General features: G+C 63.2%; 22 protein-coding genes. 7 read left to right on the forward strand and 15 right to left on the reverse strand.

The features are described from left to right. Positions 1–25: 25 nt before the first annotated feature. From FEZ59_RS19825 to FEZ59_RS19845, 5 genes are all read right to left on the reverse strand, one after another. On the reverse strand, positions 26–430 hold the full coding sequence (locus FEZ59_RS19825; protein WP_019744588.1) for a carboxymuconolactone decarboxylase family protein: 405 nt from the start codon (positions 428–430) through the stop codon (positions 26–28). 30 nt (positions 431–460) lie between these two features. After that, positions 461–886 (reverse strand): limonene-1,2-epoxide hydrolase family protein, encoded by a 426-nt coding sequence (locus tag FEZ59_RS19830; RefSeq protein WP_019744587.1) that lies wholly within the window; start codon positions 884–886, stop codon positions 461–463. Positions 887–903: 17 nt separating this feature from the next. After that, entirely contained in the window at positions 904–2,517 is a 1,614-nt protein-coding gene (locus FEZ59_RS19835) for a serine hydrolase (protein WP_172933070.1), read from the reverse strand. 97 nt (positions 2,518–2,614) lie between these two features. Continuing rightward, a complete protein-coding gene (locus FEZ59_RS19840; protein WP_020970254.1) occupies positions 2,615–4,186 on the reverse strand; it encodes an MFS transporter in 1,572 nt (523 codons plus the stop codon). Between the two features lie 97 nt (positions 4,187–4,283). After that, positions 4,284–4,850 (reverse strand): TetR/AcrR family transcriptional regulator, encoded by a 567-nt coding sequence (locus tag FEZ59_RS19845; protein WP_003945239.1) that lies wholly within the window; start codon positions 4,848–4,850, stop codon positions 4,284–4,286. 340 nt (positions 4,851–5,190) lie between these two features. On the opposite strand from FEZ59_RS19845, the gene FEZ59_RS19850 reads away from it, so the two are divergent. Together FEZ59_RS19850 and FEZ59_RS19855 are read left to right on the forward strand one after the other, a co-directional pair. Next, entirely contained in the window at positions 5,191–5,646 is a 456-nt protein-coding gene (locus tag FEZ59_RS19850; protein ID WP_020908518.1) for a nitroreductase family deazaflavin-dependent oxidoreductase, read from the forward strand. 59 nt (positions 5,647–5,705) lie between these two features. Further along, on the forward strand, positions 5,706–6,425 hold the full coding sequence (locus FEZ59_RS19855; RefSeq protein ID WP_172933071.1) for an NAD(P)-binding domain-containing protein: 720 nt from the start codon (positions 5,706–5,708) through the stop codon (positions 6,423–6,425). Positions 6,426–6,474: 49 nt separating this feature from the next. Here FEZ59_RS19855 and FEZ59_RS19860 read toward each other — a convergent pair whose 3' ends face one another. Both FEZ59_RS19860 and glpX read right to left on the reverse strand, forming a co-directional pair. Continuing rightward, complete coding sequence (locus tag FEZ59_RS19860; RefSeq protein WP_172933072.1) at positions 6,475–7,878, reverse strand: class II fumarate hydratase; 1,404 nt, start codon at positions 7,876–7,878, stop codon at positions 6,475–6,477. A gap of 101 nt (positions 7,879–7,979) precedes the next feature. Next, a complete protein-coding gene (gene glpX / locus FEZ59_RS19865) occupies positions 7,980–9,014 on the reverse strand; it encodes a class II fructose-bisphosphatase (protein WP_019744581.1) in 1,035 nt (344 codons plus the stop codon). Positions 9,015–9,194: 180 nt separating this feature from the next. Here glpX and FEZ59_RS19870 point away from each other — a divergent pair, with 180 nt between their 5' ends. Then, the gene (locus tag FEZ59_RS19870) at positions 9,195–9,764 is read left to right on the forward strand and encodes a DUF4245 domain-containing protein (protein WP_029255848.1); all 570 of its coding nucleotides are present in this window, start codon (positions 9,195–9,197) and stop codon (positions 9,762–9,764) included. A 21-nt stretch (positions 9,765–9,785) separates the two neighbouring features. On the opposite strand, the gene FEZ59_RS19875 is transcribed toward FEZ59_RS19870, so the two are convergent. Genes FEZ59_RS19875 through FEZ59_RS19885 form a run of 3 tightly spaced genes read right to left on the reverse strand, consistent with a single transcriptional unit; the run spans position 9,786 to position 11,868 of the window. Then, positions 9,786–10,010, reverse strand: coding sequence for an exodeoxyribonuclease VII small subunit (locus FEZ59_RS19875; RefSeq protein ID WP_019744579.1), 225 nt, complete (start codon positions 10,008–10,010; stop codon positions 9,786–9,788). Continuing rightward, complete coding sequence (gene xseA, locus FEZ59_RS19880) at positions 10,007–11,272, reverse strand: exodeoxyribonuclease VII large subunit (protein WP_003945258.1); 1,266 nt, start codon at positions 11,270–11,272, stop codon at positions 10,007–10,009. Before xseA ends, FEZ59_RS19875 begins: the two co-directional genes overlap by 4 nt. Further along, the gene (locus FEZ59_RS19885; RefSeq protein WP_141488630.1) at positions 11,269–11,868 is read right to left on the reverse strand and encodes a lipid droplet-associated protein; all 600 of its coding nucleotides are present in this window, start codon (positions 11,866–11,868) and stop codon (positions 11,269–11,271) included. The genes xseA and FEZ59_RS19885 overlap by 4 nt, the downstream gene beginning before the upstream one ends. 153 nt (positions 11,869–12,021) lie before the next feature. Between FEZ59_RS19885 and FEZ59_RS19890 the strand changes: the two genes are divergently transcribed. Next, a complete protein-coding gene (locus FEZ59_RS19890; protein ID WP_003945273.1) occupies positions 12,022–13,035 on the forward strand; it encodes a 4-hydroxy-3-methylbut-2-enyl diphosphate reductase in 1,014 nt (337 codons plus the stop codon). 67 nt (positions 13,036–13,102) lie between these two features. Here the strand turns inward: FEZ59_RS19890 and FEZ59_RS19895 are convergent, their stop codons facing one another. Beyond that, positions 13,103–14,059, reverse strand: coding sequence for a DUF6542 domain-containing protein (locus FEZ59_RS19895; RefSeq protein WP_172933073.1), 957 nt, complete (start codon positions 14,057–14,059; stop codon positions 13,103–13,105). A 217-nt stretch (positions 14,060–14,276) separates the two neighbouring features. On the opposite strand from FEZ59_RS19895, the gene FEZ59_RS19900 reads away from it, so the two are divergent. Together FEZ59_RS19900 and FEZ59_RS19905 are read left to right on the forward strand one after the other, a co-directional pair. Beyond that, positions 14,277–15,452 carry an exonuclease SbcCD subunit D gene (locus FEZ59_RS19900; protein WP_031333684.1) on the forward strand — a complete coding sequence of 392 codons (1,176 nt, stop codon included), beginning with the start codon at positions 14,277–14,279 and terminating at the stop codon, positions 15,450–15,452. After that, complete coding sequence (locus tag FEZ59_RS19905) at positions 15,449–18,427, forward strand: AAA family ATPase (protein WP_172933074.1); 2,979 nt, start codon at positions 15,449–15,451, stop codon at positions 18,425–18,427. Before FEZ59_RS19900 ends, FEZ59_RS19905 begins: the two co-directional genes overlap by 4 nt. On the opposite strand, the gene FEZ59_RS19910 is transcribed toward FEZ59_RS19905, so the two are convergent. Beyond that, a complete protein-coding gene (locus FEZ59_RS19910) occupies positions 18,428–19,621 on the reverse strand; it encodes an AI-2E family transporter (protein WP_003945249.1) in 1,194 nt (397 codons plus the stop codon). Between the two features lie 152 nt (positions 19,622–19,773). Here FEZ59_RS19910 and FEZ59_RS19915 point away from each other — a divergent pair, with 152 nt between their 5' ends. Beyond that, positions 19,774–20,178: a hypothetical protein gene (locus FEZ59_RS19915; RefSeq protein WP_021345035.1), complete on the forward strand. Its 405-nt coding sequence runs from the start codon at positions 19,774–19,776 to the stop codon at positions 20,176–20,178. Between the two features lie 6 nt (positions 20,179–20,184). On the opposite strand, the gene FEZ59_RS19920 is transcribed toward FEZ59_RS19915, so the two are convergent. From FEZ59_RS19920 to FEZ59_RS19930, 3 genes are all read right to left on the reverse strand, one after another. After that, entirely contained in the window at positions 20,185–20,385 is a 201-nt protein-coding gene (locus FEZ59_RS19920) for a YbdD/YjiX family protein (RefSeq protein WP_019744572.1), read from the reverse strand. A gap of 2 nt (positions 20,386–20,387) precedes the next feature. After that, the gene (locus tag FEZ59_RS19925; RefSeq protein ID WP_019744571.1) at positions 20,388–22,670 is read right to left on the reverse strand and encodes a carbon starvation CstA family protein; all 2,283 of its coding nucleotides are present in this window, start codon (positions 22,668–22,670) and stop codon (positions 20,388–20,390) included. Positions 22,671–22,781: 111 nt separating this feature from the next. Continuing rightward, the gene (locus tag FEZ59_RS19930) at positions 22,782–24,359 is read right to left on the reverse strand and encodes an FMN-binding glutamate synthase family protein (RefSeq protein WP_029255844.1); all 1,578 of its coding nucleotides are present in this window, start codon (positions 24,357–24,359) and stop codon (positions 22,782–22,784) included. Between the last annotated feature and the right edge of the window lie 12 nt (positions 24,360–24,371).

The raw sequence follows: 24,371 nt of genomic DNA on the forward strand, positions 1-24,371 counted from the left end.
GGGAGATTCTTGGGTTTTCAGTAGTTCAGTTTTGCAGCGGTCCGAGTTCGTTGTCGAGAACTTCCTGCACCACACGCATTGCCGCCAGCCCCGCCGGCGCGCCGCAGTACGCGCTCGCGTGGATCACGGTTTCGACGATCTCGGTGCGCGTCAAGCCGTTTCGTAGTGCTCCGCGTACGTGGCCTTTGAGTTCGTTCTCCGCGCGCAGCGCGATCAGCATCCCCAGATTGATCAGACTGCGGCTGCGGCGATCCAGTCCGGGACGCGTCCATACCGAACCCCAGACATTGGCCGTCACGAAGTTCTGCAGTTCTTCGCTGTCGGTGCCGCGGGTGCGCTCGAAGGCGGCGTCGACAAAATCGGCCCCCATGACTTCGGTGCGCACAGCCAAGCCGGCGTCGAAGGAGTCAGGCGTGGTGTTCTCGGGCATGGCAGGTTCGCTCGCTTTCGGCAGGTGATTTCAGGCCGGAGCAAGCCTACTTCGTGTCCCGCTCCCGACGACTGCACGGCCGACCGCGGTCACCACACCCCACGCGACGTCTCGCAGACTGAAGTAGTCACGCCAGACGGAGACCTTGCCGTCGCGCAGTTCGAAAGTTCCGCACACCCAGAATTCGATGCGCAGCGGCCCGACGGTCAGGATGTCGGTGCGTTCGGTGAGCACCGTGGACTCGTCGCCGACGATGTGGTGCATCTCGGCCTCGAATTTCAGTGAAGGCTTGGTGACCAGACGAAGCGCTCGCACGACGGTCTTCTTGCCTCGCAGAGTGGGGAGCGAGACGTTCTGCCAGACGATGTCGTCTGTCATCAATTCGGCTGCTGCGTCCACGTCGAAATCGGTGAGGGCCGCGAACATTGCGTTCACCGTGGCTGTCGAACTACTCATGGGGTGTCCTTGGCTGATTATTCGGCCGGTGTTGCCCGGATGAAGGTACCGAGATGATCGTGATCGAAGTACTCCAAGGTTAGCGAGTTTCCGTCGAAGGTGGCCTTCGAGACCGTCCCGGCCGGTGCGTTCTCGCCGCTGAGCGGGAACGTGAAGGTGTTTCCGTCCCAGTGGGTCAGCGGATACGTCACCGCCGCGGGACCCATCGTCAAGGTCAGCGCACCGTTCTGCTGTGTCACGAGTGCGGGACCCCAGTACGGGTTGCCGTAGTCGCCGGTCAATTGGTTTGTCGGTGGGGCAGGCGCGGGGGAGGTCGGCGGTGTCTTCCCGGCAAGTTCGCCCTCGGGATCGGCTTGTGAGGCAAACGCCGCTTCGTACAGCGGGCGCCACTCGCGGGTGATCTTCCCGAACTGCACCAGATCGGCGAACTCGGCGGTCAAGGTCTCCGCGACGCCGGTGGGCGTGCCGTTGGTCAGAACGACGATGCCGACGTCAGCGGAGGGAATCGTCACGAAATTTGTCCCGGCTCCGACCAGGAAGGCGCCGGAGTGGCTGGCGGTGACACGGCCTGCGGCGCTGTCGGAAACGTTGAACCCGTAGCCGTAGAAGCCGGAGCGTTCCCCGATTTCCTGCGCGTGGCGCGAGACGATCTCCGGGTTCACTGCGGGCACGAGCGCATCCGTCTGAACGACCTGCTGCCCCTGATACTGACCGCCGGACAGCACCATGTCCAACCACTTGGCCAAGTCGTTCGCGGAGGAGCTGACTCCACCGGCGGGGGATTGGGCGTCGGCGTCCCGAACCGGCCCTACCTTGTACTTTCCGTCTTCGAGGATGTGGCCCACTGTTCGATTTTCTCGGGCCTGGTAATCGGCGAACCGCGAAGACGTCGATGTCATACCGAGCGGGCCGTAGATCGTGTTCTGCGACAGCGTTTCCCAATCGGTGCCCGCCGCAGCTGCAACGGCCTCAGCGCCGGCTGTGACGCCGAAGTTCGTGTACTCGTATGTGATTCGGAATGGATTGAGCGGTAGTTGGCGAAGCTTCTCGAGCACCTGGGCCCGGTTGTAGCCCAGGTCCTCCAGCCCGTCGCCGGCGTGGTCCGGTAATCCCGACCGATGCGTGTAGAGATCGGAGATCGTGAGGTGGTCGGTCACCCACGGATCGCCAAGCGCAAACCCCGGCAGTTTCGAGATCACCGGAGTGTCCCAGTCGACGGTCCCGATTCCGACTTCGTGGGCGACCACCGTGGCTCCTACCGATTTCGACACCGATGCCAGTTGGAACACGGTGTCGGCATCGACGGTGGCGCTCTTACCCAACTCGCGAACCCCGAATCCCTTTGCATACACAGTCTTACCGCCGTGCACCACGGCCACAGCCATGCCGGGGACGCCCGAACTTGCCATGAGATCGTTCGCGAGGCCGTCGAGCTTCCCGACCGCGTCGTCGATTTGCCCGTCCGGGATCGGCACCCCGGCGTCGAGACCGGGGCTGGCGTCGCTGACGACCGGCCCGGGCGCTGAGGTGGTGTCTGAATCGGACGAGCATCCGGCGAGCAGGGCGACCGTCAGTACTACCGGAACCGCCGCAGCCGACAGTCGCGAGATGTTTCTACTGGTGATGGACACGAGATTCTCCCTAGCAGGGCTGTCGTCGGTACCACTCGGTCAATCCAGTATCGGGGAACGGCGGGCTGAGATACGGACAAATCGGGAAACCCTGTAGCTACTTCGGGGTCTTGGTTGCCAGACTGCCGAGAATGGAGCCTTCTGTGACCGGCTTCCAGGGGAGCAACAACGCGACCAGCAGCGCGGTGATCAGTGCTGCGCCGACCGTGAAGTACGACGCGATGGCGAAGCCTTCCAGGCACGCGGTCTTCATCGTGTAGATCAGACTGTCCTTCTGCTGCTCGAAGAGCGGACTGATGTCGCGCGAGCGGATCTCGATGACGCTGAGCACCGACTCACGAGCGAAGCCCTTCTCCTGTGCCGACATCACGGCGTCGGGAATGGCGTCGACGATCGGAGCCACCTTGGACGTGTAATACGAGGCGACGATCGAGCCGATGACGGCGACGCCCAGGGTCCCACCGAGTTCACGCGTCGTGTCGTTGACTGCCGAGCCTGCGCCGGCTTCGTCGAGGGGCACCGAGGACATGATGGAGTCGGTAGCCGGTCCCTGGACAATTGCGAGGCCCAAGCCCATGAGAACCATCGAGATCACGACGGGTCCGAGGTAGGGCGTCTCGACGGTCGTCTGGCCGGCCAGGAACATGCCGCCGCTGAGGACGAGGAGGCCGAACACCATCACTGCGGTCGTGCCGAGTTTCTGTGCCGCCAAGGTGGCAACTGGGGCGCCCACCGCAACAGCGGCGGCGAAAGGCAAAGAGTGGATGCCGAATTCGAGTGGCGAGTATTCGCGAACGCCCTGGAAGTACTGCGTGATCAGGAACAAGAACCCGAACATGCTGAAGTAGCTGACCGCAATAGCCAAGGCGGGGAATGAAAACCGCCGGATTCGGAAGAGATTCATGTTCAGGATCGGCGCATCGGTGCGCAGTTCCCATGCGACGAATGCCGCCAACAACACTGTTGCGGAGAGGTATCCCGTGATGCTGAATGGCGACACCCATCCGCGATGTGGTGCGTCGATGATGGTCCACACCAGAATGACGATGCCGAGGAGCGACAAGATTGTTCCGACGAAATCGAATCGGCCGACGTGAAGCGCCTTCGATTCCGGAACAACCAGCAGCACACCGACGATGACCAGCAACGCAGCCGGAACGTTCATCCAGAACACCGAGTGCCAGGAGAAGTGCTCGAGAAGCCAACCGCCTGCCGTCGGGCCGATGGCAATCGCGAAGCCGGCCATTGCGGTCCAGGCAGCGATGGCGATGGCTCGTTCTCTGGCGTCGGTGAAGATGTTCGTGATCATGGCCAGGGTGGCAGGAAAGACCGCTGCGGCAAAGACACCCATGGCAGCGCGCGCCATGATCACCTGTTCGAGGTTGGAAGCCAAAGCGCCGACGAGCGACATCGCGCCGACGCCGATCAGACCGATGATCATCACTCGGCGGCGTCCGAAGCGGTCACCCAGGTGGCCGAAAGTGAGTAGGAACCCGGCGAAGGTCAACGTGTACGCGTCGACGATCCATTGCAGGTCACTGACGCTGGCGAACAGGTCGACGCTCATCGTCGGCAGTGCGACGTTGACCACTGTGTTGTCCAGCACGACAAGGAGTTCGGCGAGGCAGATGAAGATCAGCGCAGTGAATCGACGGGACTTGGTCATCATAGGCGCCGAGGGCGCCGGTGCAAGTGTGTGAGACATGTTTGTACGCCATCTCTGCTCCTGCGCGGACGGCAGCAGCGGTTGGAAGTAGAGGGGTTGGTCAGCTCGGGGCCGAGACCAGAGCCTTGAGGTGCGCGCCGATCCGATCGAGAGGCGCGGTGGTGTGCTGAGCTTTTGCCATCAGAGTCGCGCCTTCGATCGACGCGATCACGACGGTTGCCCACTGTGCTGCAGTCTCGGACGGCTGTCCCTGCTGCCAGAAGAACGATGTGAGAAGCGATTCCCACGAGGTGAAGGATTCGCCCGCAGCAGTTAATGCCGCCGGCGTCGACGCGCCCTCCACCGCCGCGGCTGCGACCGGACAGGAGGAGGTGAAATCGCTCTCTACCAAGCTGTTTCGAAATATTGTGACAACCGCGTCGATGATCTCCGGTGGGGAAGACTGAGCGATCATCGAACTGATGGCGGCGCTGACGCCTCGGCCGAAGTAGGCAACTGCTTCGCCGGCCAGCTGTCCTTTGCCTTCGGGAAAGTAGTGGTACACCGACCCGCGGGGAGCTCCCGAGCGTTCGACGATCTCGGTGAGCGAGGTCGTCGCGATCCCGTGTTCACGGAAGGCATTGATGGCGCCGACCAGCATCAGAGTGCGGGAATCGGAGTCGGCCATCCCGCCATCGTATGCAATCGCAGAGCTGTTCGATTCATCTGGTGCCGCTGATTCTCTTGGTACTCCCCACTTGCGACGCGCTGCGGCGATCGGACAACGCGTCTGCGGGCCGGTCATGGCAACGAGGTGTCTCGAGGTGTGTTCATCACTGCCTCCCAGTATGTCGATCGGTATAGGAACGAATCTGAGACTAGATGTAACCGACAGACACAGTCAAGTGTTGTGTGCAGGTAGTGGGTATTGATCGATATTCATGGTGGCAAAACTCCCGGATCAGTGGTTATATCGTGCGGTATAGAGCTGTTGCTTCGAGCGCCAGCTCCGGAGGAGAGGAAACGGCATGCCGGTACCGACGTCAGTTGCACGAAAACGAAGAATCGAAGTCGCAGTCGGGAAGTATTTCGCCAATCCGCTGGTCACCGGATTGAATCGGATCGGTTTGATGCCGTCGTTGATGACCGAGATCGAGACGGTTGGACGCCGAACCGGTCTGACCCGCCGAGTGCCCGTTGCGATCACCTACGACGGCGACGAGGCGTGGGTCATCGCGCAGCATGGCATCGACAGGGGTTGGGGCGCCAATATCTCTGCGACGCCGAAGGTTCGGATCCGTCGCCGCGGCGAGTGGGTGGACGGACAGGCCCAGATCATGCCGGACGACGACGTCCCGGCGCGGGTGAAGACATTCACGTCGGGGAAGTTCAGATCGGCGCTGACGGCCTCTGCCTTTCGCGGATTGCAGACCGATCCGGTCAGTGTTCGCATCAGGCTCGAACTCGATCCGTCAACCGATTGAATCAACGGGAGTTGAAGTAGTCGGTACGGAATGACCCGGTGCGTTCTCGTCGTTGACGAATGCAGCGGTGGCGCGATCGCCACTGCACACGACGAAGGAGCAGGGTCATGCGCATCGGAATCATCGGAGCCGGTCAGATCGGTGGCACGCTCACACGTAGGCTCGCTGCGCTCGGTCACGACGTGCGCGTCTCGAATTCGCGGACACCGGACACCCTTGCAGAACTGGAAGTGGAGACGGGCGCGAAGGCAGTCCGCAGCACCGAGGCCGCCGAGGGCGCCGAGCTGGTCATCGTGAGCATTCCGCAGAAGAACGTGGTCGATCTACCGGCGGGGATCCTCAGCGGTGCGGTCGCCGGTGCCCCGGTCATCGAGACCAACAACTACTACCCGCAACAGCGTGACGGTCTGATCTCGGCCATCGAGGACGGACAGACCGAAAGCGGATGGGTGCAGGAGCGCCTGGGTGTACCGGTATTCAAGGCGTTCAACGGAATCTGGTGGAAGCATCTCCTCGAGAAGGGGCTTCCCGAAGGTGCAGAGGGGCGCATTGCGCTACCCATCGCCGGCGACGACGACGCGAACAAGCAGGTCGTGTTCGATCTGATCAATCAGTTGGGCTTCGATCCTGTCGATGCGGGAACGATCGACGATTCCTGGCGTCAGCAGCCGGGAACTCCGGTGTACGGCAAGGACTTCGATCGTGAAGCGACGTTGAAGGCATTGGCCGAGGCGAGCCCCGATCGCACCGACGAATGGCGCGCAACCACTACGGTGTAGGGAAAAGAGTGGCGGTTTCCGAAGTGGAAACCGCCACTCTTTTGTTTGTTCAGTCCTTGACCTTCGCCATCGCCAGAACGTCGAGACGCTTGTCGAGTTCTTCCTCGCTCAGCTTGTCCGGGACGAGTCCGCGCTCGATGACGACCTGGCGGATCGTCTTCTTCTCTTTGAGCGCCTGCTTCGCGACGGCCGCGGCTTCCTCGTAACCGATCACCGAGTTGAGGGGCGTCACGATCGACGGTGACGATTCGGCGAGTGTCTTGAGGTGCTCCTCGTGCGCGACCAGTCCGCTGACACACTTGTCGGCGAACAGTCGAGAGACGTTGGCCAGCAAGGTGAACGACTCCAGCAGGTTGCGTGCCATGACCGGGATGTAGACGTTGAGTTCGAACGCTCCGGCAGCGCCGCCCCACGCGATGGCGGCGTCGTTTCCGATCACCTGAGCCGCAACCTGAGTGGTTGCCTCGGGCAGGACCGGGTTCACCTTGCCGGGCATGATCGAGCTACCCGGCTGCAGATCGGGGAGTGCGATCTCGCCGAGTCCGGTCAGCGGACCCGATCCCATCCACCGAATGTCGTTGGCAATCTTCGTCAGTGAGACTGCGATGGTCCGCAGCGCGCCCGATGCCTCGACCAGTCCGTCACGCGCGGCCTGTGCTTCGAAGCTGTTCTTCGCTGGAGTCAGCGCGTCGACGCCTGTCGATTTGACCAGCTCGGCAACAACTTTGGGGCCGAATCCATCCGGAGCATTGAGACCGGTGCCGACTGCTGTTCCGCCGATCGGCAGCTCGCCGAGGCGGGGGAGTGTTGCGTTGACGCGCTCGATGCCGGCCTCGATCTGACGTGCGTAGCCACCGAACTCCTGACCGAGCGTGACCGGCACAGCGTCCATCAGGTGGGTGCGTCCGGATTTGACGACGGTCTTCCACTCGGTCGCCTTCGTGGCGAGTGCAGCGTGCAGATGTTCCAGTGCCGGAACAAGATCGGTGACCGCTGCTTCGGTGGCTGCGACGTGCGTGGCGGTGGGGAAGGTGTCGTTGGAGGACTGCGACATGTTGACGTGATCATTGGGATGTACGTCTACACCGGCGGCCTTCGCGATGGATGCGATGACCTCGTTGGCGTTCATGTTCGAGCTGGTTCCCGAGCCGGTCTGGAAGACGTCGATGGGGAACTGATCGTCGTGCTTGCCTTCGGCGATCTCGTTCGCGGCGGCGATGATTGCGTCGGCCTTGTCCGCGTCGAGCAGTCCGAGGTCCTTGTTGACCTGCGCACACGCTGCTTTCAGCAAGCCCATTGCGCGGATCTGGGTGCGCTCGAGTGGGCGCCCGCTGATCGGGAAGTTCTCGACTGCACGCTGCGTCTGTGCCCGCCACAGCGCGTCGATGGGCACCCGAACTTCGCCCATGGTGTCGTGTTCGATTCGGAACTGTTGATCGTTGCTCTCCGTCATGGCTCCACATTGCCACTTTTGGAGGGCGGGTAGGGGACTACGTCCCCCGTGAGCGGTTAAGGAGTGCAGGGACTCCCTAACCGCTCACGGGGCGGAGCCGATCAGAACGTCGGGGGAACCGCGCCCTCTTCGCCGTCGAAGTCGACGGAGCTGTACTCACGCAGCTTCTCGAGACGGTGGTACGCGTCGATCATGCGAACGGTGCCGGACTTGCTACGCATCACGATGGACTGCGTGCTGGCGCCGCCGCCGTAGTAGCGGACACCGCGCAGCAGGTCACCATCGGTGACGCCCGTGGCGCAGAAGAATACGTTCTCGCCGGAGACGAGATCTTCGGTGGTCAGGATCCGATCGAGATCATGACCGGCGTCGATGGCCTTCTGGCGCTCTTCGTCGTCGGTGGGTGCGAGCTTGCCCTGCAGCGATCCACCCATGCAGCGCATGGCTGCTGCGGCGATGATGCCCTCAGGCGTTCCGCCGATGCCGACGAGCATGTCGGTGCCGGACTCGGGACGCGCTGCGGCGATGGCGCCGGCAACGTCACCGTCGGAGATCAGACGGATACGAGCGCCGGTGTCGCGCACGTCCTGGATCAGCTGGTTGTGACGCGGGCGGTCCAGGATGCAGATCGTGATGTCGGAGACCGACGCCTTCTTGACCTTGGCGACGCGCTTGATGTTCTCGGCGATCGGTGCGCTGATGTCGATGACATCTGCAGCATCCGGTCCGACAGCGATCTTCTCCATGTAGAACACGGCCGACGGATCGAACATCGCGCCGCGCTCGGCAACAGCCAGAACGGAGATCGCGTTGGGCATGCCCTTGGACATCAAGGTGGTGCCGTCGACCGGGTCGACGGCGAAGTCACAGTCGGGGCCGTCGCCGTTTCCGACCTCTTCGCCGTTGAACAGCATCGGCGCTTCGTCCTTCTCGCCCTCACCGATGACGACGATGCCGCGCATCGAGACGGAGGAGACGAGCTGACGCATAGCGTCGACGGCTGCTCCGTCGCCGCCTTCCTTGTCGCCGCGGCCTACCCAGCGGCCGGCAGCCATAGCACCGGCTTCGGTGACTCGGACCAATTCGAGTGCGAGGTTACGGTCCGGGGTCTCACGATGAGTGCTGCTGGCCGTCATGTGCGGTGCCTCCTGGCGCGGTCGCGGTCGACGGGGTGTGTCGACGCAGTGGTTTCTTCAGGCGTCATTGTCCCAGATGGGAGCGGCTACGTGCGCTGTCGGGTCGCCGCTGCGACGTTTTGTCTCGCTCGAAGGGGACCGGGAATCGTATCTACTGCGCAGTACCTGGATACTGGGGGTGTGGCATCGAAGAAACCCCGCATTCTCGAAGACAACAAAGACATGGTCTGGTCTCTCGTACCGTTGGTGCTGTTCTGCATCATCATTGCGGGCATCGCCAGCCAGTGCACGTTCAGTCCTGGCGGCCCGACGCAGGGGCCTATCCCGAGCGTCGACGTGGACGCTGCTCTGAACTACGACGCGAAGGAACTCGGATTTCCCATCCGTAATCCCGGTGTTCCGGACGGGTGGACCCCGAACTCCGGCAGTCGCAAAATCATCTCCGGCGACGGTGGCGGAGATTCGAGCACTGTGGGATTCATCACGACCAGCGGTCGCTACATTCAGCTGACACAGAGCAACGCCGAGGAATTCCCGTTGGTGTCACACGTTGCCGGTGGACAGCGATTCGCGACCGGAGTCGAGACCGTCGGCGCCGATACGTGGAACGTCTTCGGCGGCGAAGGTGTCGAGTCGATCTGGGTCACGGACGTCGGGGATGTTCGCCTGTTGCTCACGGGCGCGGCGACGCCGGACGAGTTCCGGATTCTTGCCGAGAAGGTCGGCGCAGCGCAGCCGATCACGCCATAGGATTTCCGGTCGGAGCGGACGTTACTCGTCCGCTTCGGCCAGAGCCTTTTCGACGCGAGCCCTGGCGCCGGCCAAATGCTCTTCACAGCGCTTGGCCAACGCTTCGCCTCGCTCCCACAGTGAGAGTGACGCGTCGAGGTCCAGGCCGCCCTGTTCGAGAATCTTCACGACGCTCACCAATTCGTCGCGGGCTGCTTCGTAGCCGAGTTCGTTGATGTCGGTGTCGGTGTCGGTGGCGTTGCTCATTTTTCTCTTCCCATCACTGCGGCGCGAACGGCGCCGTCTGCAAGTCGAACTCGAATCTGGGTTCCGGGTGGCGCGTCCTCGACCGAGCGCAGAACCTCCGGATCGCCGTCGGCGACAACACGTTGCACGACTGCGTACCCGCGGGCCAGCGTCGCGGCGGGGCCGAGAGTGGTGAGCCGGGCGCGCAGATGCTCGATCGTTCGGGACTCGGAGTCGATCAACCGAGTCACATCGCGTCGCCCGGCGGCCTGGAGCCTTTCGACCTCTTCGGCGCGACGGTCCACCGCGAGCAGCGGTGATGCCATGACCGGTCGAGTGCGCAACTGTTCGATCAGATGAGACTCACGCTTGACCCAGCTGCGCAGTGCCGCAGCGCTGCGGTCACGAAGATCGGCAACCAGAGCAGCTTCCGCAACCGCGTCGGGTACGACGCGCTTGGCCGCGTCGGTGGGTGTGGCTGCGCGCAGGTCGGCGACGTGGTCACTGAGCGGGCTGTCCGGCTCGTGGCCGATGGCACTGACGATCGGCGTCGTGCAGGCCACGATGGCGCGGCACAGCGCTTCGTCGGAGAACGGCAGGAGATCCTCGACGCTACCGCCGCCGCGAGCGAGGATGATGACGTCGACTACTGGGTTGGCGTCGAGTTCCTTCAGCGCTTCGATGATCTGGGGAACAGCAGTGGGGCCCTGCACGGCGGTGTTACGCACCGCGATAGCCACTGCGGGCCAGCGACGGTGGGCGACCGAGACGACGTCCTTTTCGGCCGCGCTGGCTCGGCCCGTGATCAGGCCGATCGTGCCGGGCAGAAACGGAAGAGGCCGTTTGAGTCTCGGATCGAACAAGCCCTCCGCGGCGAGCAAGGCGCGCAGTCTCTCGATGCGGGCCAGCAGCTCACCGATTCCCACGGCGCGAATCTCGGTGACACGCAACGACACCGTTCCGCGTCCGGTGTAGAACGAGAGCTTGCCGAACATCACCACACGCGAGCCCTCGGTCAACGGCACCGGAGAGTTGTGCAACAACTGTGGTGAGCATGTGATCGACAGCGACATGTCTGCCGACGGATCACGCAGAACGAGAAAGGCCGTCCGGGTACCGGGGCGTGCATTGATCTGTGTGATCTGACCTTCGACCCAGATGCTGCCGAGTCGATCGATCCAGCCGGCGACCTTGGCGGAAACCGTGCGGACCGGCCACGGCTGCTCAGCGCTGCTGGCGCCGGACGATCGCTGCGATGAAGCGGGGGGCGTTGCGGAAGTCACTTTGCCTTGGCTGTGGTGATGCGGTTGGTGAGCATGGTCTGGAACGGTGCGCGGGCGAGCGTCGCATTCTCGTAGTCCAGGACGGCGGTCAGCTCGTCGATGCTGAGCGTCCGGATGCGCGCACGGAGCTGTGCGAGTGTGAGGTTGGGGTAGTCGAGTTCGGTGACGATCTCGGGCTCATCGGCAGGTCCGTCCGTCGTAGCTGCCGCGGATTCGGACTCGGCGCCGGGTGCGGGCTCCTCGATGGGGGCAGTCGGCTCGAGCGAGTAGAGCGCGAAGCGTCCGGCGTTGGTCGGGGTGTCAGCGGTGGTCGACCCGGTGGAAGACGCCGAGTCCGCGGGAGCGTCGGCGTCTTCGTCGAAGACCGCCCACTCGGGCTGTTCGTCCTCGGAAGACCAGTTGATCAGTGCAAATGCCTGATCGCCCTTGATCGCCAACGAGGTGATCGACTGCTGCACGCGCATGCTTGTCTGCAGCATCTGGCTCACGGCGGTCATCGGCAGGGCGACAGCGGTGGTGGGCAACTTCTTTGCCTCTTCCATCGCGGTGACGGCGAGTCCCGCGGCAACGCGCGCCACGAACGGTGGTCGGATCATTCCCACAGCTTGCCGCAAAGCTCCGACAATCGGTAGCCGACTTGCCTGTGACGGCCGTACTCGTTTACTTCGGAACCTTCGATCGGAGCCCGAAACCGAGGTGTTCACGTTTGCCGGAGTGTCTCACGTTCGAGGTGCCAGTAGGCTGGTCACATGTCTTCGGCTGTTCCTCTCAATCTCGGTATCGCGCACTCGGCTGATTCGCCGTCCACCCGCAAGGGCAGCGCCAAGCGCGTGCTCCTCGCCGAGCCTCGCGGCTACTGCGCCGGCGTCGACCGCGCGGTCGAGACCGTCGAGAAGGCGCTCGAGAAGCACGGCGCACCCATCTACGTGCGTAAGGAGATCGTCCACAATCGCCACGTCGTCGAGACGCTCGAAGATCAAGGCGTGATCTTCGTCGACGAAACCGACGAGGTTCCGGAAGGATCACTCCTCGTGTTCTCAGCGCACGGTGTGTCTCCGGCCGTCCACGACTCGGCTGCCGAGCGGAACCTGCGCACGATCGACGCTACGTGCCCCCTGGTCACGAAGGTGCACCAGGAAGCAAAGCGATTCGCTCGCGACGATTACGACATTCTCCTCATCGGCCACGAAGGCCACGAGGAGGTCGAGGGCACCGCAGGTGAGGCTCCCGATCACGTCACGATCGTCGACGGCCCGGATTCGGTCGACGCGGTCACGGTTCGTGACGAGTCGAAGGTCATCTGGCTTTCCCAGACCACACTGAGCGTCGACGAGACGATGCAGACTGTCGCGCGCCTGCGTGAGCGCTTCCCCAATCTGCAGGACCCGCCGTCCGACGACATCTGCTACGCCACGCAGAACCGTCAGGTCGCGGTCAAGGCGATGGCTCCCGAGTGCGATCTCGTGATCGTGGTGGGTTCACGGAACTCGTCCAACTCGGTTCGCCTGGTCGAGGTCGCGCTCGGGGCGGGCGCTGCCGCGTCGTACCTGGTCGACTACGCCCGTGAGGTCGATCTCGCGTGGCTCGAGGGTGTCCAGACCGTCGGCATCACATCGGGCGCATCAGTGCCCGAGGTGCTCGTGCGCGGCGTGATCGAACTTCTTGCCGAGCATGGATACAACGACGTTCAGCCCGTCACCACAGCCAACGAGACCTTGGTGTTCGCTCTTCCCCGTGAATTGCGAGCAGCGCGCACGTCCTAGAACAAGAAAATGCGGGGCACCTTCCATCTGGAAGGTGCCCCGCATTTTTTGCTGCTGGGCTCGTCTGTCAGGGCTCTTCGCGATCGCGGTACCGAACTCGCGGCGGCGGATACGCCGGAAGATCGACTCCGGGTGGGCGGCGGCGAGGGGGCAGCGGCGGCGATACGTCGTCACCCGATGCGAAGAAGGGCTCCATCCGCTCCTCACGCCTGGGCGACGGAGCGGGCTCGGGCGCACGGCGGCGACCGTACGACGGGTAGTCGTCGTCTGCTGTCGGTCTGCTGTCCGGCTGAGGGCGACGCGTAGGCGGTTGGTGCGTGCGATCGACCCTGGGCGGCAGTGGGCTTCTCCGGGGCGGCAGCGGGCGATCGTCTTCGATCGGTTCGCGCCGGGGAGCGCTTCGGTAAGCGGGCTGTTCGTCCACCTCGGGGGCGCGGCGACGCGGGGGCCCGGGGACGGGCGCGTCCGAGACTCTGCGGCGACGCCCGGTCTCGGGTGCGGATTGTTCTCGCGTGGCAGCCGCAGAGGAGTCTCGAGTGGCGGTCGCCGAGCGGCGGGAGCGGGTCGAGCGCGCAGGCCCGGTGGGACGCTGATTGAGCAGGAAGTACCGGAAACCGCCGATTATCAGCACGACGACGGTTGCGGCCAACATGATCGGAAAGCGGTTGACCAACGGGTACGCGATGTTGATCGCGATGTCGCGCAGTGCGGTGCTGTTGTCCTTGCCGATGAGCGTGTGCCCGATCGGCACCGCAGCGAAGAGCAGCAACGGAGGTTGGGCCATCGCGGTGAAAAGAGCCTTGTTCGAAGCGGCAACCACAGCGAAGAGACAGCCCAGGAAGTAGAACGTCGAGAACACCGCGGTGAGCTCGCCGCCGCCTCCGGTTGCATCGATCAGTACGCCGACGGCGGTGACACCGGCAGCAAGCAGGATCACTCCCCACCAGGGCAGGCCGGGGACGGTCACGATGAGCGATCGCTTGTCCAGCGGTACCCCGGAGCGAGCACGTTGGGTTGCAGACACATAACGACATTAGCGGTTCTTGCGTTGTCGGCCGTGTTTGTGCGGGTCGTGGCTGGCGCATTTATCGGCGCGATGGCGCGATGGTTTCGGGTTCTTCGCCAAACGAACCGGACGGATTGTGTGCAGGGTCACCGGACGTTCGTGGGTTGGGGCACACCGTCGAAGCCGTCAGCGTGGGAGATCGGCAGTGTCGGTGGGCTGCTCTACCGTCGGATTCATGAAGATTCTGCACACCTCCGATTGGCACATAGGTCGCACGTTTCACGGCGTCGATCTGTTGGCCGATCAGGCGAGTGTGCTCGGTTCCATCGCGGATTCCGTCCGCGAACACGGTGTTGACGTCGTGGTCGTGCCCGGTGACATCTACGACCGCTCAATTCCCAGTTCCGACGCGGTCACGGTGTGCAATCGAGGCTTCGAGGCAATCCGGGCGGCCGGAGCGGTCATCGTCGCCACGTCCGGCAACCACGATTCCGCGGTGCGGCTCGGTGCCGGGGCGTCCTTTGCAGCTGCCGGCGGATTGCACTTGATCACCCGAGTCGGCCAGATCGGTACTCCGGTGACGCTCAGTGATCAGTTCGGACCTGTCGCGTTTTACGGGATTCCGTATCTCGAGCCGGAGATCACGCGCGTCGAGTTGGACGTGCCCCGGGCTCGTACTCATTCCGACATCCTCGGTGCGGCAATGTCGCGTGTTCGGCGAGACCTCGCCGAACGAACAGCTACCGATCCGTCGACTCGGTCGGTACTGCTCGCGCATGCCTTTGTCGTGGGCGGTGAGGCGTCTGAATCGGAACGCTCCATTTCGGTCGGCGGAGTGGAGACTGTCGGAGTGGGCGAGTTTGCCGGTGTCGACTACGTTGCGCTGGGGCATCTGCATTCGCCCCAGATGCTCTCGGAGAGCGTTCGCTACTCAGGTTCACCGTTGCCGTATTCGTTCGGTGAGCGCAGCCACCGCAAGGCTGCGCTTTTGATCGAACTCGACGCAGCCGGTCTGTCGTCGGCGCAGCGCCTCGATCTTCCGGTGATTCGAGGGCTGAGCCAGGTGACGGGAACTCTCGAGGAACTTCTCACCGAGTCGAAGTACGCCGATTCCGAGCAGTGCTACGTCTCCGCTTTGCTCACTGATCCGGTTCGTCCCGTCGATGCCATGAGGCAGCTCCAGGCACGTTTCCCCTTTGCCGTTCACCTCGAATGGCAAAGGCCGGAAGGACAATCGGATCTCAAGTATCGCGACGCGGTACGGGGTCGAACCGACATGGAGATCGCCCGTGGCTTTGTCTCGGCCGTGCGTAGTGACCCGTCCGAGCGAGAGGTCACGTTGATGGCCGAAGCGCTCAGCGCTGCCGCGCGCGCCGAGGAGTCCACGGTAGAACTGAGTGAAACCGCGTGAGGCTTCACAAACTCGAAGTCAGCTCTTTCGGGCCCTTTGCCGACACTGTCGAGGTCGACTTCGACCGATTGGGTGCAGACGGGCTGTTCCTTCTGCACGGCGACACCGGTGCAGGCAAGACCACGATCCTCGACGCGGTTTCCTTTGCCCTGTACGGGCGGGTTCCGGGTGCGCGCAACGAGGGTAAACGGCTACTGTCCGATCATGCGCCTGCCGGTTCGGTGCCGCGCGTGGAACTCGAAGCGACCATCAGTGGTCGCAGAATCAAACTTGTTCGTAGTCCAGAGTATTCGCGCCCGAAGAAGCGTGGCACCGGTTCGATCACAGAGAATGCAAAGGCCACACTGACGTGGTTGGACGGCCGCGGCGAAAACCTTTCGCGCATCCCTGACATCGGTGACGAAATCAACCGCCTCATGGGCATGAGCGCTGATCAGTTCTTCCAGGTGGTGCTCTTGCCGCAGGGTGAGTTCGCCAAATTCTTGCGTGCCGAGAGCGACGAGCGAGGCAAACTGCTCGAGCGTCTGTTCGACACCAAGCGGTTTGTCTCCGTCGAGGCATGGTTCGACGCCAAGCGAAAGGCAAGTGCGACCGCGCTCGCGGCCAGGGAGCAATCCGTGCGGCTGCTGCTCGCGAAGGTCGAGACAGCTGCGGGACTCGAGGTAGGCGCCGAGGCACACCCACTGGAATGGTCGCGCAAACTCCTCGCCGAGGCTCAGGACACCCGCGATGCAAGTCTTGCGGAGCTGGTGACCGCGAAAGATGCAGCAGCCGAGGCTAATCGGGTTCTGTCGGCGGCGCAGCGAACCGCAGATCTGGTAGCTCGCCGTAATCGTGCGACCGCTGAGCTCGCAGCATTCAATACGGGTGCCGCCCAAAGAGCTGTGATCGGCGCTGAACTCGAGACCGCCAAGCGCGCACTGCCGGTGGCCGCTGTCGCCGGCGATGTGGACGCTGCCGGCTTGCACCTCGCTGCCGCACTCGAATCGATGACTACAGCGATGTCGACCTACTCCGCACTCGATGGTCCGGAGATTTTTGTGCCGGAGGTGTGGCCACCCGCCGACGATGAGCGTCAACGCGTCGTAGCTCGGATCCGGACCTGGCGTGACGAGATCGTTCGCCTGGACGCAATGGCGGAGGACGCTCGCAGAGCCGATGCGGCAGAAGCCGAGATCGAGAAACTCGGAGTTCGGCGAGACGTTCTGTCCGAGCGCATCGATGCCATCGCGGTTGAACGCACACAACTGCCAGACATGGTGCGCTCGGCCGGCCAACGACTGGAGGATGCGCAACGCGCTCACGCGGCTCTGCCTGGCCTCGAGGCTGCACTCGTAAAAGCGTCGGATGCTGCGGCAGCGGCCCATGAAATCGTTTCTCTGCGTGCGCAAGCCGAGAAGATTCGTGTGCAGGTGTTGGATGCGCGCGACGCCCATCAGAGTGCTCGCGGGCGCTGGCTCGACCTCGTACAGAAGCGTATCGAGGGCATGGCGGCGGAGTTGGCGAGTTCACTCGCGCCTGGTGACCCATGCCAGGTGTGTGGTTCGCGTGAACACCCTGCGCTGGCTCAGTCGGATGTCGTCACGGTCACCGAGCCCGATCTGGAAGCCGCGTCAGCGGCCGAGCGTGCGGCCGAGAAAGCCCTCAGCAAGGTGGCCGATCGCCAGGTAACCGTCGAACGTGACATCGACCGGGTGATCGCGCGCGGCGGAGACGGCGATTCCGAAGAACTCGACAGGCTCCGCGCCGAGGCACGGAACGCCGTCGACGAGGCGACACACTCTGCCGGTCAGGTTGGAGTGCTGGCACAAAAACTTGCGCAACTCAATGGGCGTGACACCGAACTGCAACAGGAATCCGCTTCTCTGACAGCCGAATTGGCGGCCCTTGCCGAGCGTAGGACGACTCTGTCAGCGACGGTCGAGCAGATTCGAGCGGCGATCGTTGCTGCGGTGGGAGAAGATTCGACCATCGCTGCTCGGCGCTCACGGTTCGAAGGCCTTGCCTCCGCTGCCACGGCGGCGTCCGAAATGCGCGACGACGCCGTTCGTGCGCAGGCCCGATCGGCGGAACTGTCGGCCAAACTGGCCGCTGCGGCGGCCGCTGCCGGATTCGATTCGGTCGAGGCTGCGATCGGAGGGGTGAGAGCGCCTGCCCGAATCGCGGCGATCGAAACGGAACTCGCCAAGGCGCGTGACCTCGAGGTTGCCGCCCGGACTGTCCTCGACGACCCCGAGGTTGTTGCGGTGGGTGAAGTCGAGACCGTCGACGTGGACGGCCCTCGCGGCCTCGCGCTTCAGTGCGCCGAGGTAGTGAACGCGACTGTTGCGGCCGCTTCCCTGGCCGAGAACCGTGTGTCGGATCTCGAACGGTTCAGCGGACAACTCGAGAAGGCCTACGAGGCGGTTGCGCCTGAGCGTGAACTGCACGACGAACTCGCTGCCCTCGCAGACGTGATCGCCGGTAAAGGTCAGAACAGTCGCAAGATGTCGCTGCGAGCGTATGTGCTCGCTTCGCGGTTGGAAGAGATCGCCGTGTCGGCATCGGTTCGTCTGCAGCGGATGTCCGGGGGACGGTACGAGTTCGTGCACAGTGACGAGGCAGGATCTCGGGGTCGCCGCGGCGGTCTGGGACTCGACATCCGGGACGACTTCACGGGCGTCGTTCGCTCGGCGAAGACGCTCTCGGGCGGTGAATCATTCTTGGCGTCATTGTCTTTGGCGCTCGGACTCGCCGATGTGGTTGCGGCGGAGTCCGGCGGAATCGTTCTCGACACGATGTTCATCGACGAAGGATTCGGCACCCTCGACGCCGACACCCTCGACTCGGTGATGGCTGTGTTGGACGAGCTTCGCGACGGAGGACGAGTGGTGGGCATCGTCAGTCACGTGGACGAGATGAGGCAGCGAATCCCGAGTCGCCTGCACGTCATTCGCGGACGTGCAGGCTCCTCGGTAAAGGTTATCGCGGGCTGATCAGGCCTTTTTGTTCTCTACCTCTGACTCGGCGTCGTCGTCCTGATCTTCGAGGATGTCCGAGGCATCGCCGGCGGGCATCGGCTCGTTGTCGCTTGCGCGTTCGTCGATCTGCTCTCCGATGTAGCGGATGACAACTGCTGCCACCGCGGCGACGGGCACTGCGAGGAAGGCGCCGACGATGCCGTACAGCGAGCTACCGGCGGCCACGGCAAGCAGCACGATGACGGCGTGGAGTTTCATCGACTTGCTCTGCAGCACAGGCTGAAGGACGTTTCCTTCGATCTGCTGAACGGCCAGGATGATGATCAGCACGATGATGGCGGTGGTTAGGCCGTTTGCCACCAACGCGACCAACACGGCCAGGGCGCCGGCGACAAACGCACCGACGATCGGGATGAATCCACCGATGAACGTCAGAATTGCCAGCACCGGTGCCAGCGGGACCCCGAGTATCAGCAGTCCGGCGCCGATGAAGACCGCGTCGATCAGGCTCACCAGTGCTTGAGTCCTGATGAATCCGCCGAGCGTGTCCCACATGCGGGTGAGGACCTCTTCGAGATGCCGACCGGCGCGGCCGCCGCCGACAGCGTGCAGCCAGGGGATGAACCTCGGTCCGTCCTTGATGAAGAAGAAGGCGAGAATCAGGACCAAACCGAGCGTGACCAACAACGAGCTCGCCGTGCTCACACCGCTGAAAACGCCTGAAGCGATGGCGGTTCCACTTTCCTGCACCTTCGTGATGACGGCATGGACTGCGTTGTCGATCTGGTCGTCCTTCAGATTCAGTGGCGGACCCTGGAGCCAGTCCTGAACCTGATTGATGCCCTCGGTGGTCTTGTTCGCGAGCTCGGGGGCCTGGCTGACCACTGACGGAACGATGCCTGCGATCACACCGGCCAAGATTCCGATCGAGAGGACCAGGGTGATGCCGGCTGCCGCGGCCGGTGGCATACCGCGCTTGATCATTCCGCGGGTCGGTGGCCACATGACTGTCGCAACGACGATTGCCAGAGCCACCGGCAGGATGATGACCCAGAGCTTTTCGATCAGCCAACCGAAAATCCAGGCGCCCAGCGAAATCGACGCCAACACCAACGACCACTTTGCGAGCCACATACCCCCTTGCCCGATGATCTCGCCGCGGTCGCGCTTTCGCACCCCTGCGGACGTCCCCTTGTCTTGCTCGCTCACTGATCGTCCTTTCCGTCGGCGCAGGGATCTCCTCGCCGATGTGAGAATCCGGTGATCTAGCTGAGCTGATCGTAACGACTGCATGCGATAACTCGTGTGTTGCGATGCAATTCTGTGTTTTGAAGCATGCCGACCGGACTAACATTTCCGTCATGAGAATCGCAGCAGCAGTCGGGGCAGCAGCAATCGTCGTTCTCGGGCTCACCGCGTGTAGCACCGAGGATCAGGACAACGCGCAGAACAAGATCAGCGAGGCAGTCACGAGCGGGCAACAGGCGCTCGAGACGGCGAAGCAGTCAGCGGGCAACGCCATCGACCAGGGCAAGACGGCGTTGTTCGTCGCCACCTTCCGTGGGGCTTACGGACCGTTGGCGGAGAACCGCGACGACGCAGACATCGAGGAGATCTTGACGGCCACGTGCACGGAGGTCGCCAACGGCACGGACGAGGCGGAGGTCAAGTCCAAGATCACCGACCTGGCCGAGAACAACGGCAACAAGCCCACCGACGAGCAGGCCGGCCACATTTACGAACTCGCGAAGGCCACCTGCCCCTGACCGGATTCAGCAGCAGCGGGCGCCCGGGTTGGCGTCGGCTGCTGCATGCCGGCGGCGCCAGAACTCTCGTTCGCTGATCACCGGTGAGTCGGCGTGGTGGCGTCGGGTGTGCTCGACGTAGCGCTGATAGTCGAGATCACCCATCACCGAGCGAACCCACCACAGCGTTCCGCGGAACGCTGTGGTGAGTTTTGCCGTCATGGTCATGGTCAGTGCCCACCTCCGTGCGCGGCGCCGGGTGCTCGGACCTTCCCGGCTTTGATGAGCTCGTCCCATTCCTTCTGGATTTCCTTCTCCGCGGGCGTCGGAATGAAGCTTGCGGGACCGAAGATCTTCGACGGTTCCTCCGGGGACTCGGTGGTCGGCAGCCCGCCCGCTCGGATTGCCTTGGCACATACGATGATCCCGGCGATGACGACGACAATCACCAGTGACGCGAAGATGATCGACAACGTGCCCTGAATGAAGGTGTTGCGAATGACGGCATCGATGGCCTCCGGAGTCTTCGCAGAACCGTGCGCCGTCTCACCTGCGGCCTTCGCATCCTTGAACACGTTGTGCTGAGCCCAGTAACCGATCGCGGGGTTGTCGGAGAAGATCTTCTGGTACGACGCGGTCATAGTCACGACCAGGTCCCACACCAATGGCACGCCGGGGATCCAGGCCCATTTGAACAGGCCCTTCTTCATGACGATCGTCATGACCACCGTCAGTGCGATCGCGGCCAGAAGTTGGTTGGCGATGCCGAAGAGTGGGAAGAGCGTGTTGATTCCGCCGAGCGGATCGGTGACACCCATGAGCAGGATCGCGCCCCACGCAGCGACGACGATCAGCGAGCACAGCCACGCGCCGATGCGCCACGACGGGTCCTTGAACTTCTTTGCCGGACCGCCGAAGTTGCCGAGCGAGTCCGAGAGCATGAATCGAGCGACGCGAGTGCCGGCATCGATCGTGGTGAGGATGAAGAGAGCCTCGAACATGATCGCGAAGTGGTACCAGAACGATTTCAGCGAGTCGCCGCCGAAGACGTCGCTGAGCACTTCGGACATGCCGAACGCGAGCGTCGGGGCGCCGCCGGTTCTCGAGATGATCGATTCTTCCCCGACGGCCTCGGCTGCCTGCGTCAGCACGTCCGGTGTGATGGGGGCGGTGCCGAGGGGCAGATTGTTGACGTATTCGGCTGCGGTTTCCGGTGTTCCACCGGTCAGCGCCGCGGGAGCGTTGAGTGCGAAGTACAGGTGCTGATCGAGGATGCAGGCGGTGACCAGAGCCATGATCGCGACAAACGATTCGGTCAGCATGCCGCCGTAACCGATCATCTTGGTCTGGCTTTCCTTCTCGAGCAGCTTCGGCGTCGTGCCGGACGCGATCAGCGCGTGGAAGCCCGAGAGTGCGCCACAGGCAATGGTGATGAATAGGAACGGGAACAGTGAACCGGCAAAGGCCGGGCCTTCGCCGTTGGAGGCGAACGGCGTCACTGCAGGCATGTTCAGCGCGGGTCGTGCGACCAGAATTCCGATGGCCAGCAGCGCGATGGTGCCGACCTTCATGAACGTCGACAAATAGTCGCGCGGTGCCAGGAGCAGCCAGACCGGCAGCACCGAAGCGGCGAATCCGTACGCGATCATCAGCCACGCAATGGTGACCTTCGAGAGTGTGAACCAGTCTGCGCCCCAACCGGTATCGGCTACCCAACCACCGGAGACGATGGCCAGGAGAAGCAGGACGACGCCGATCAGGGAGACTTCGGAAACCTTGCCCGGCCGCAGATACCTCAGGTACACGCCCATGAACAGGGCGATGGGGATGGTCATCGCGATCGAGAACACACCCCACGGGGACTCGGCGAGCGCATTGACGACCACAAGTCCGAGAACGGCGATGAGGATGATCATGATGACGAACACGCCGATCAATGCGGCGACGCCGCCGACGAGGCCGAGTTCTTCGCGAGCCATCTGACCGAGGCTGCGCCCGCGGCGCTTCGACGAGATCCACAGGACCATGAAGTCCTGCACCGCCCCGGCGAACACCACGCCGACGATGATCCAGATCGTTCCCGGAAGATATCCCATCTGCGCCGCCAGGACGGGTCCGACCAGGGGACCGGCACCGGCGATTGCCGCGAAGTGGTGACCGAACAGCACCCGACGGTCGGTCGGCATGTAGTCGGCGCCGTTCTCCATGATCTCGGCGGGAGTTGCGACGTCGTCGCGAGGCTTGACGATCTTGCGTTCGATCAACCGCGCATAGAAGCGGTAGGCGATCAGATAGGTACAGATTGCGGCCAACACGAACCACACGGCGCTGATGTGTTCACCGCGGACGATCGCAATCATGTACCAGGAGCCCGCGCCGACCAGTCCGAGAACGAGGAAGACGACGCGCGCAGTGGTGGAAATGGGTGTTTTGTCGATGACGCCGACAGGTGGCAGGTCAGGATCGGTTTTCAGGTACTCGACATTTGGTTCCGGCGCAGTCGTCAAGCTCATCGTCGAACTCCGTCCACTAGTGCAGTGTGGCCGCCGTCACAGCGGGCCATCTGTCACTGTAGGACCAGACGGGTGAATCCGCGCGATCTGTGGCGCGGGAGTCGACCGGCGTCAGAATCGGTGAGCGTCGGCGTCGATCCAATCGGTGAGCCAGCTCTGCGGCGGGGAGTCGAGCAGTTCGCCCGGCATCAGCCAGTCGAACAGGTCGGCATAGGTACGCGTGGTGAGACCGTCGACGCGGCGGTTGAGCATTCCCGGTTGCAGTTGGTCGAACGAATCGATGCCCATCGACGCGATCATCTGTTGTGCGCTGGCGACAGTTGCCTTCTGGAAGCGGTAGACGCGCTCGCTCTTGTCGGGGATGTCGAGTGCGCGGGTGCGCGCCGGATCCTGAGTGGCAACGCCGACCGGGCAGCGGTTTGTGTGGCACATCTGGGCCTGAATGCAGCCCACTGCGAACATCATTGCGCGGGCAGCCATCGTGAAGTCTGCGCCTTGGATGATGCGTTTGACGATGTCGGAACCGCTCGCCACCTTTCCGGAAGCGCCGACTTTCACGAGAGCGCGCAGACCGGTTCCCACCAAGGCGTTGTGCACGAGCATCAGGCCTTCGGTCAACGGCATGCCCATGTGGTCCTCGAATTCCACCGGACCTGCGCCGGTGCCGCCTTCGGAACCGTCGACGATGATGAAGTCCGGCGTGATGCCGCGTTCGATCATCGCCTTGCAGATTCCGAGGAATTCGCGACGCGAGCCGACGCACAGTTTCATACCGACTGGCTTGCCGCCCGACAGTTTTCGCAGGGTCGCGATGAAATCGACCAGTTCGACCGGGGTGCTGAACGCGGTATGCGCGGGTGGCGAAATCACGGTCTGGCCGACGGGTACCCCGCGGGTTTCGGCGATTTCGGGGGAGACCTTGACTCCGGGAAGCACGCCACCCAACCCGGGTTTCGCACCTTGCGAGAGCTTGATCGAAATGGCCTTCACCTGATCGAGGCCGGCACGCTCGGCAAACCGGTCAGGATCGAATCGGCCGTCCTCGGTTCGGCATCCGAAATATCCCGAGGCAATTTCCCAGATCAGATCGCCGCCGTGTTTGCGGTGATACGGACTGATCGCGCCTTCGCCGGTGTCGTGGGCGAAGCCGCCTTTGGCGGCGCCGGCGTTGAGGGCCTCGATTGCGTTGGCGGACAACGACCCGAAGCTCATCGCGGAGACGTTCAAGAGAGCGATGTCGTACGGCTTCGTGCAATCGCGTCCGCCGAGGCGAACTCGCGGAACGGTGTCGGGGGCGGTCCGTGCGCGAATCGAATGCGTCATGAACTCGTAGCCGATCGCATTGACGTCGCGCTCGGTCCCGAAGGGCTCTTCCGCCAGTGTTCCCTTTGCCCGCTCGTAAACCAGATCTCGCGTTTCGCGATCGAATGGCATTCCATCGGTGGATGATTCGACGAAGTACTGCTGGATCTCCGGTCGAATCTTCTCGAGGAGGAATCGCGCGTGCCCCAGGACCGGATAGTTACGGAGGATGCTGTGGGACCTCTGAGTGAGGTCATAGGTGCCCATCGCCGCCAGCGCGAGAGTGACGACAGCGATCACCCACCATCCGGGCGAGGCGACGATTGCGAGCGCGGCGGTGCCGAGACCCACTATCCATATCAAGAGCACGATCAGCATCCGAGTCACCTCGAGAGCGTA

Source organism: Rhodococcus sp. MS13 (genome assembly GCF_013277835.1).
GTDB lineage: Bacteria > Actinomycetota > Actinomycetes > Mycobacteriales > Mycobacteriaceae > Rhodococcus_F > Rhodococcus_F erythropolis.

Coding starts and splice junctions, on each gene's coding strand:
- FEZ59_RS19850 (WP_020908518.1), top strand. CDS start 5,191: ATGCCGGTACCGACGTCAGTTGCACGAAAACGAAGAATCGAAGTCGCA.
- FEZ59_RS19900 (WP_031333684.1), top strand. CDS start 14,277: ATGAAGATTCTGCACACCTCCGATTGGCACATAGGTCGCACGTTTCAC.
- glpX (WP_019744581.1), bottom strand. CDS start 9,014: ATGACGGCCAGCAGCACTCATCGTGAGACCCCGGACCGTAACCTCGCA.
- FEZ59_RS19920 (WP_019744572.1), bottom strand. CDS start 20,385: ATGACCATGACGGCAAAACTCACCACAGCGTTCCGCGGAACGCTGTGG.
- FEZ59_RS19840 (WP_020970254.1), bottom strand. CDS start 4,186: ATGATGACCAAGTCCCGTCGATTCACTGCGCTGATCTTCATCTGCCTC.
- FEZ59_RS19885 (WP_141488630.1), bottom strand. CDS start 11,868: ATGATCCGACCACCGTTCGTGGCGCGCGTTGCCGCGGGACTCGCCGTC.
- FEZ59_RS19845 (WP_003945239.1), bottom strand. CDS start 4,850: ATGGCCGACTCCGATTCCCGCACTCTGATGCTGGTCGGCGCCATCAAT.
- FEZ59_RS19830 (WP_019744587.1), bottom strand. CDS start 886: ATGAGTAGTTCGACAGCCACGGTGAACGCAATGTTCGCGGCCCTCACC.
- FEZ59_RS19925 (WP_019744571.1), bottom strand. CDS start 22,670: ATGAGCTTGACGACTGCGCCGGAACCAAATGTCGAGTACCTGAAAACC.
- FEZ59_RS19915 (WP_021345035.1), top strand. CDS start 19,774: ATGAGAATCGCAGCAGCAGTCGGGGCAGCAGCAATCGTCGTTCTCGGG.
- FEZ59_RS19890 (WP_003945273.1), top strand. CDS start 12,022: ATGTCTTCGGCTGTTCCTCTCAATCTCGGTATCGCGCACTCGGCTGAT.
- FEZ59_RS19825 (WP_019744588.1), bottom strand. CDS start 430: ATGCCCGAGAACACCACGCCTGACTCCTTCGACGCCGGCTTGGCTGTG.
- FEZ59_RS19860 (WP_172933072.1), bottom strand. CDS start 7,878: ATGACGGAGAGCAACGATCAACAGTTCCGAATCGAACACGACACCATG.
- FEZ59_RS19875 (WP_019744579.1), bottom strand. CDS start 10,010: ATGAGCAACGCCACCGACACCGACACCGACATCAACGAACTCGGCTAC.
- FEZ59_RS19855 (WP_172933071.1), top strand. CDS start 5,706: ATGCAGCGGTGGCGCGATCGCCACTGCACACGACGAAGGAGCAGGGTC.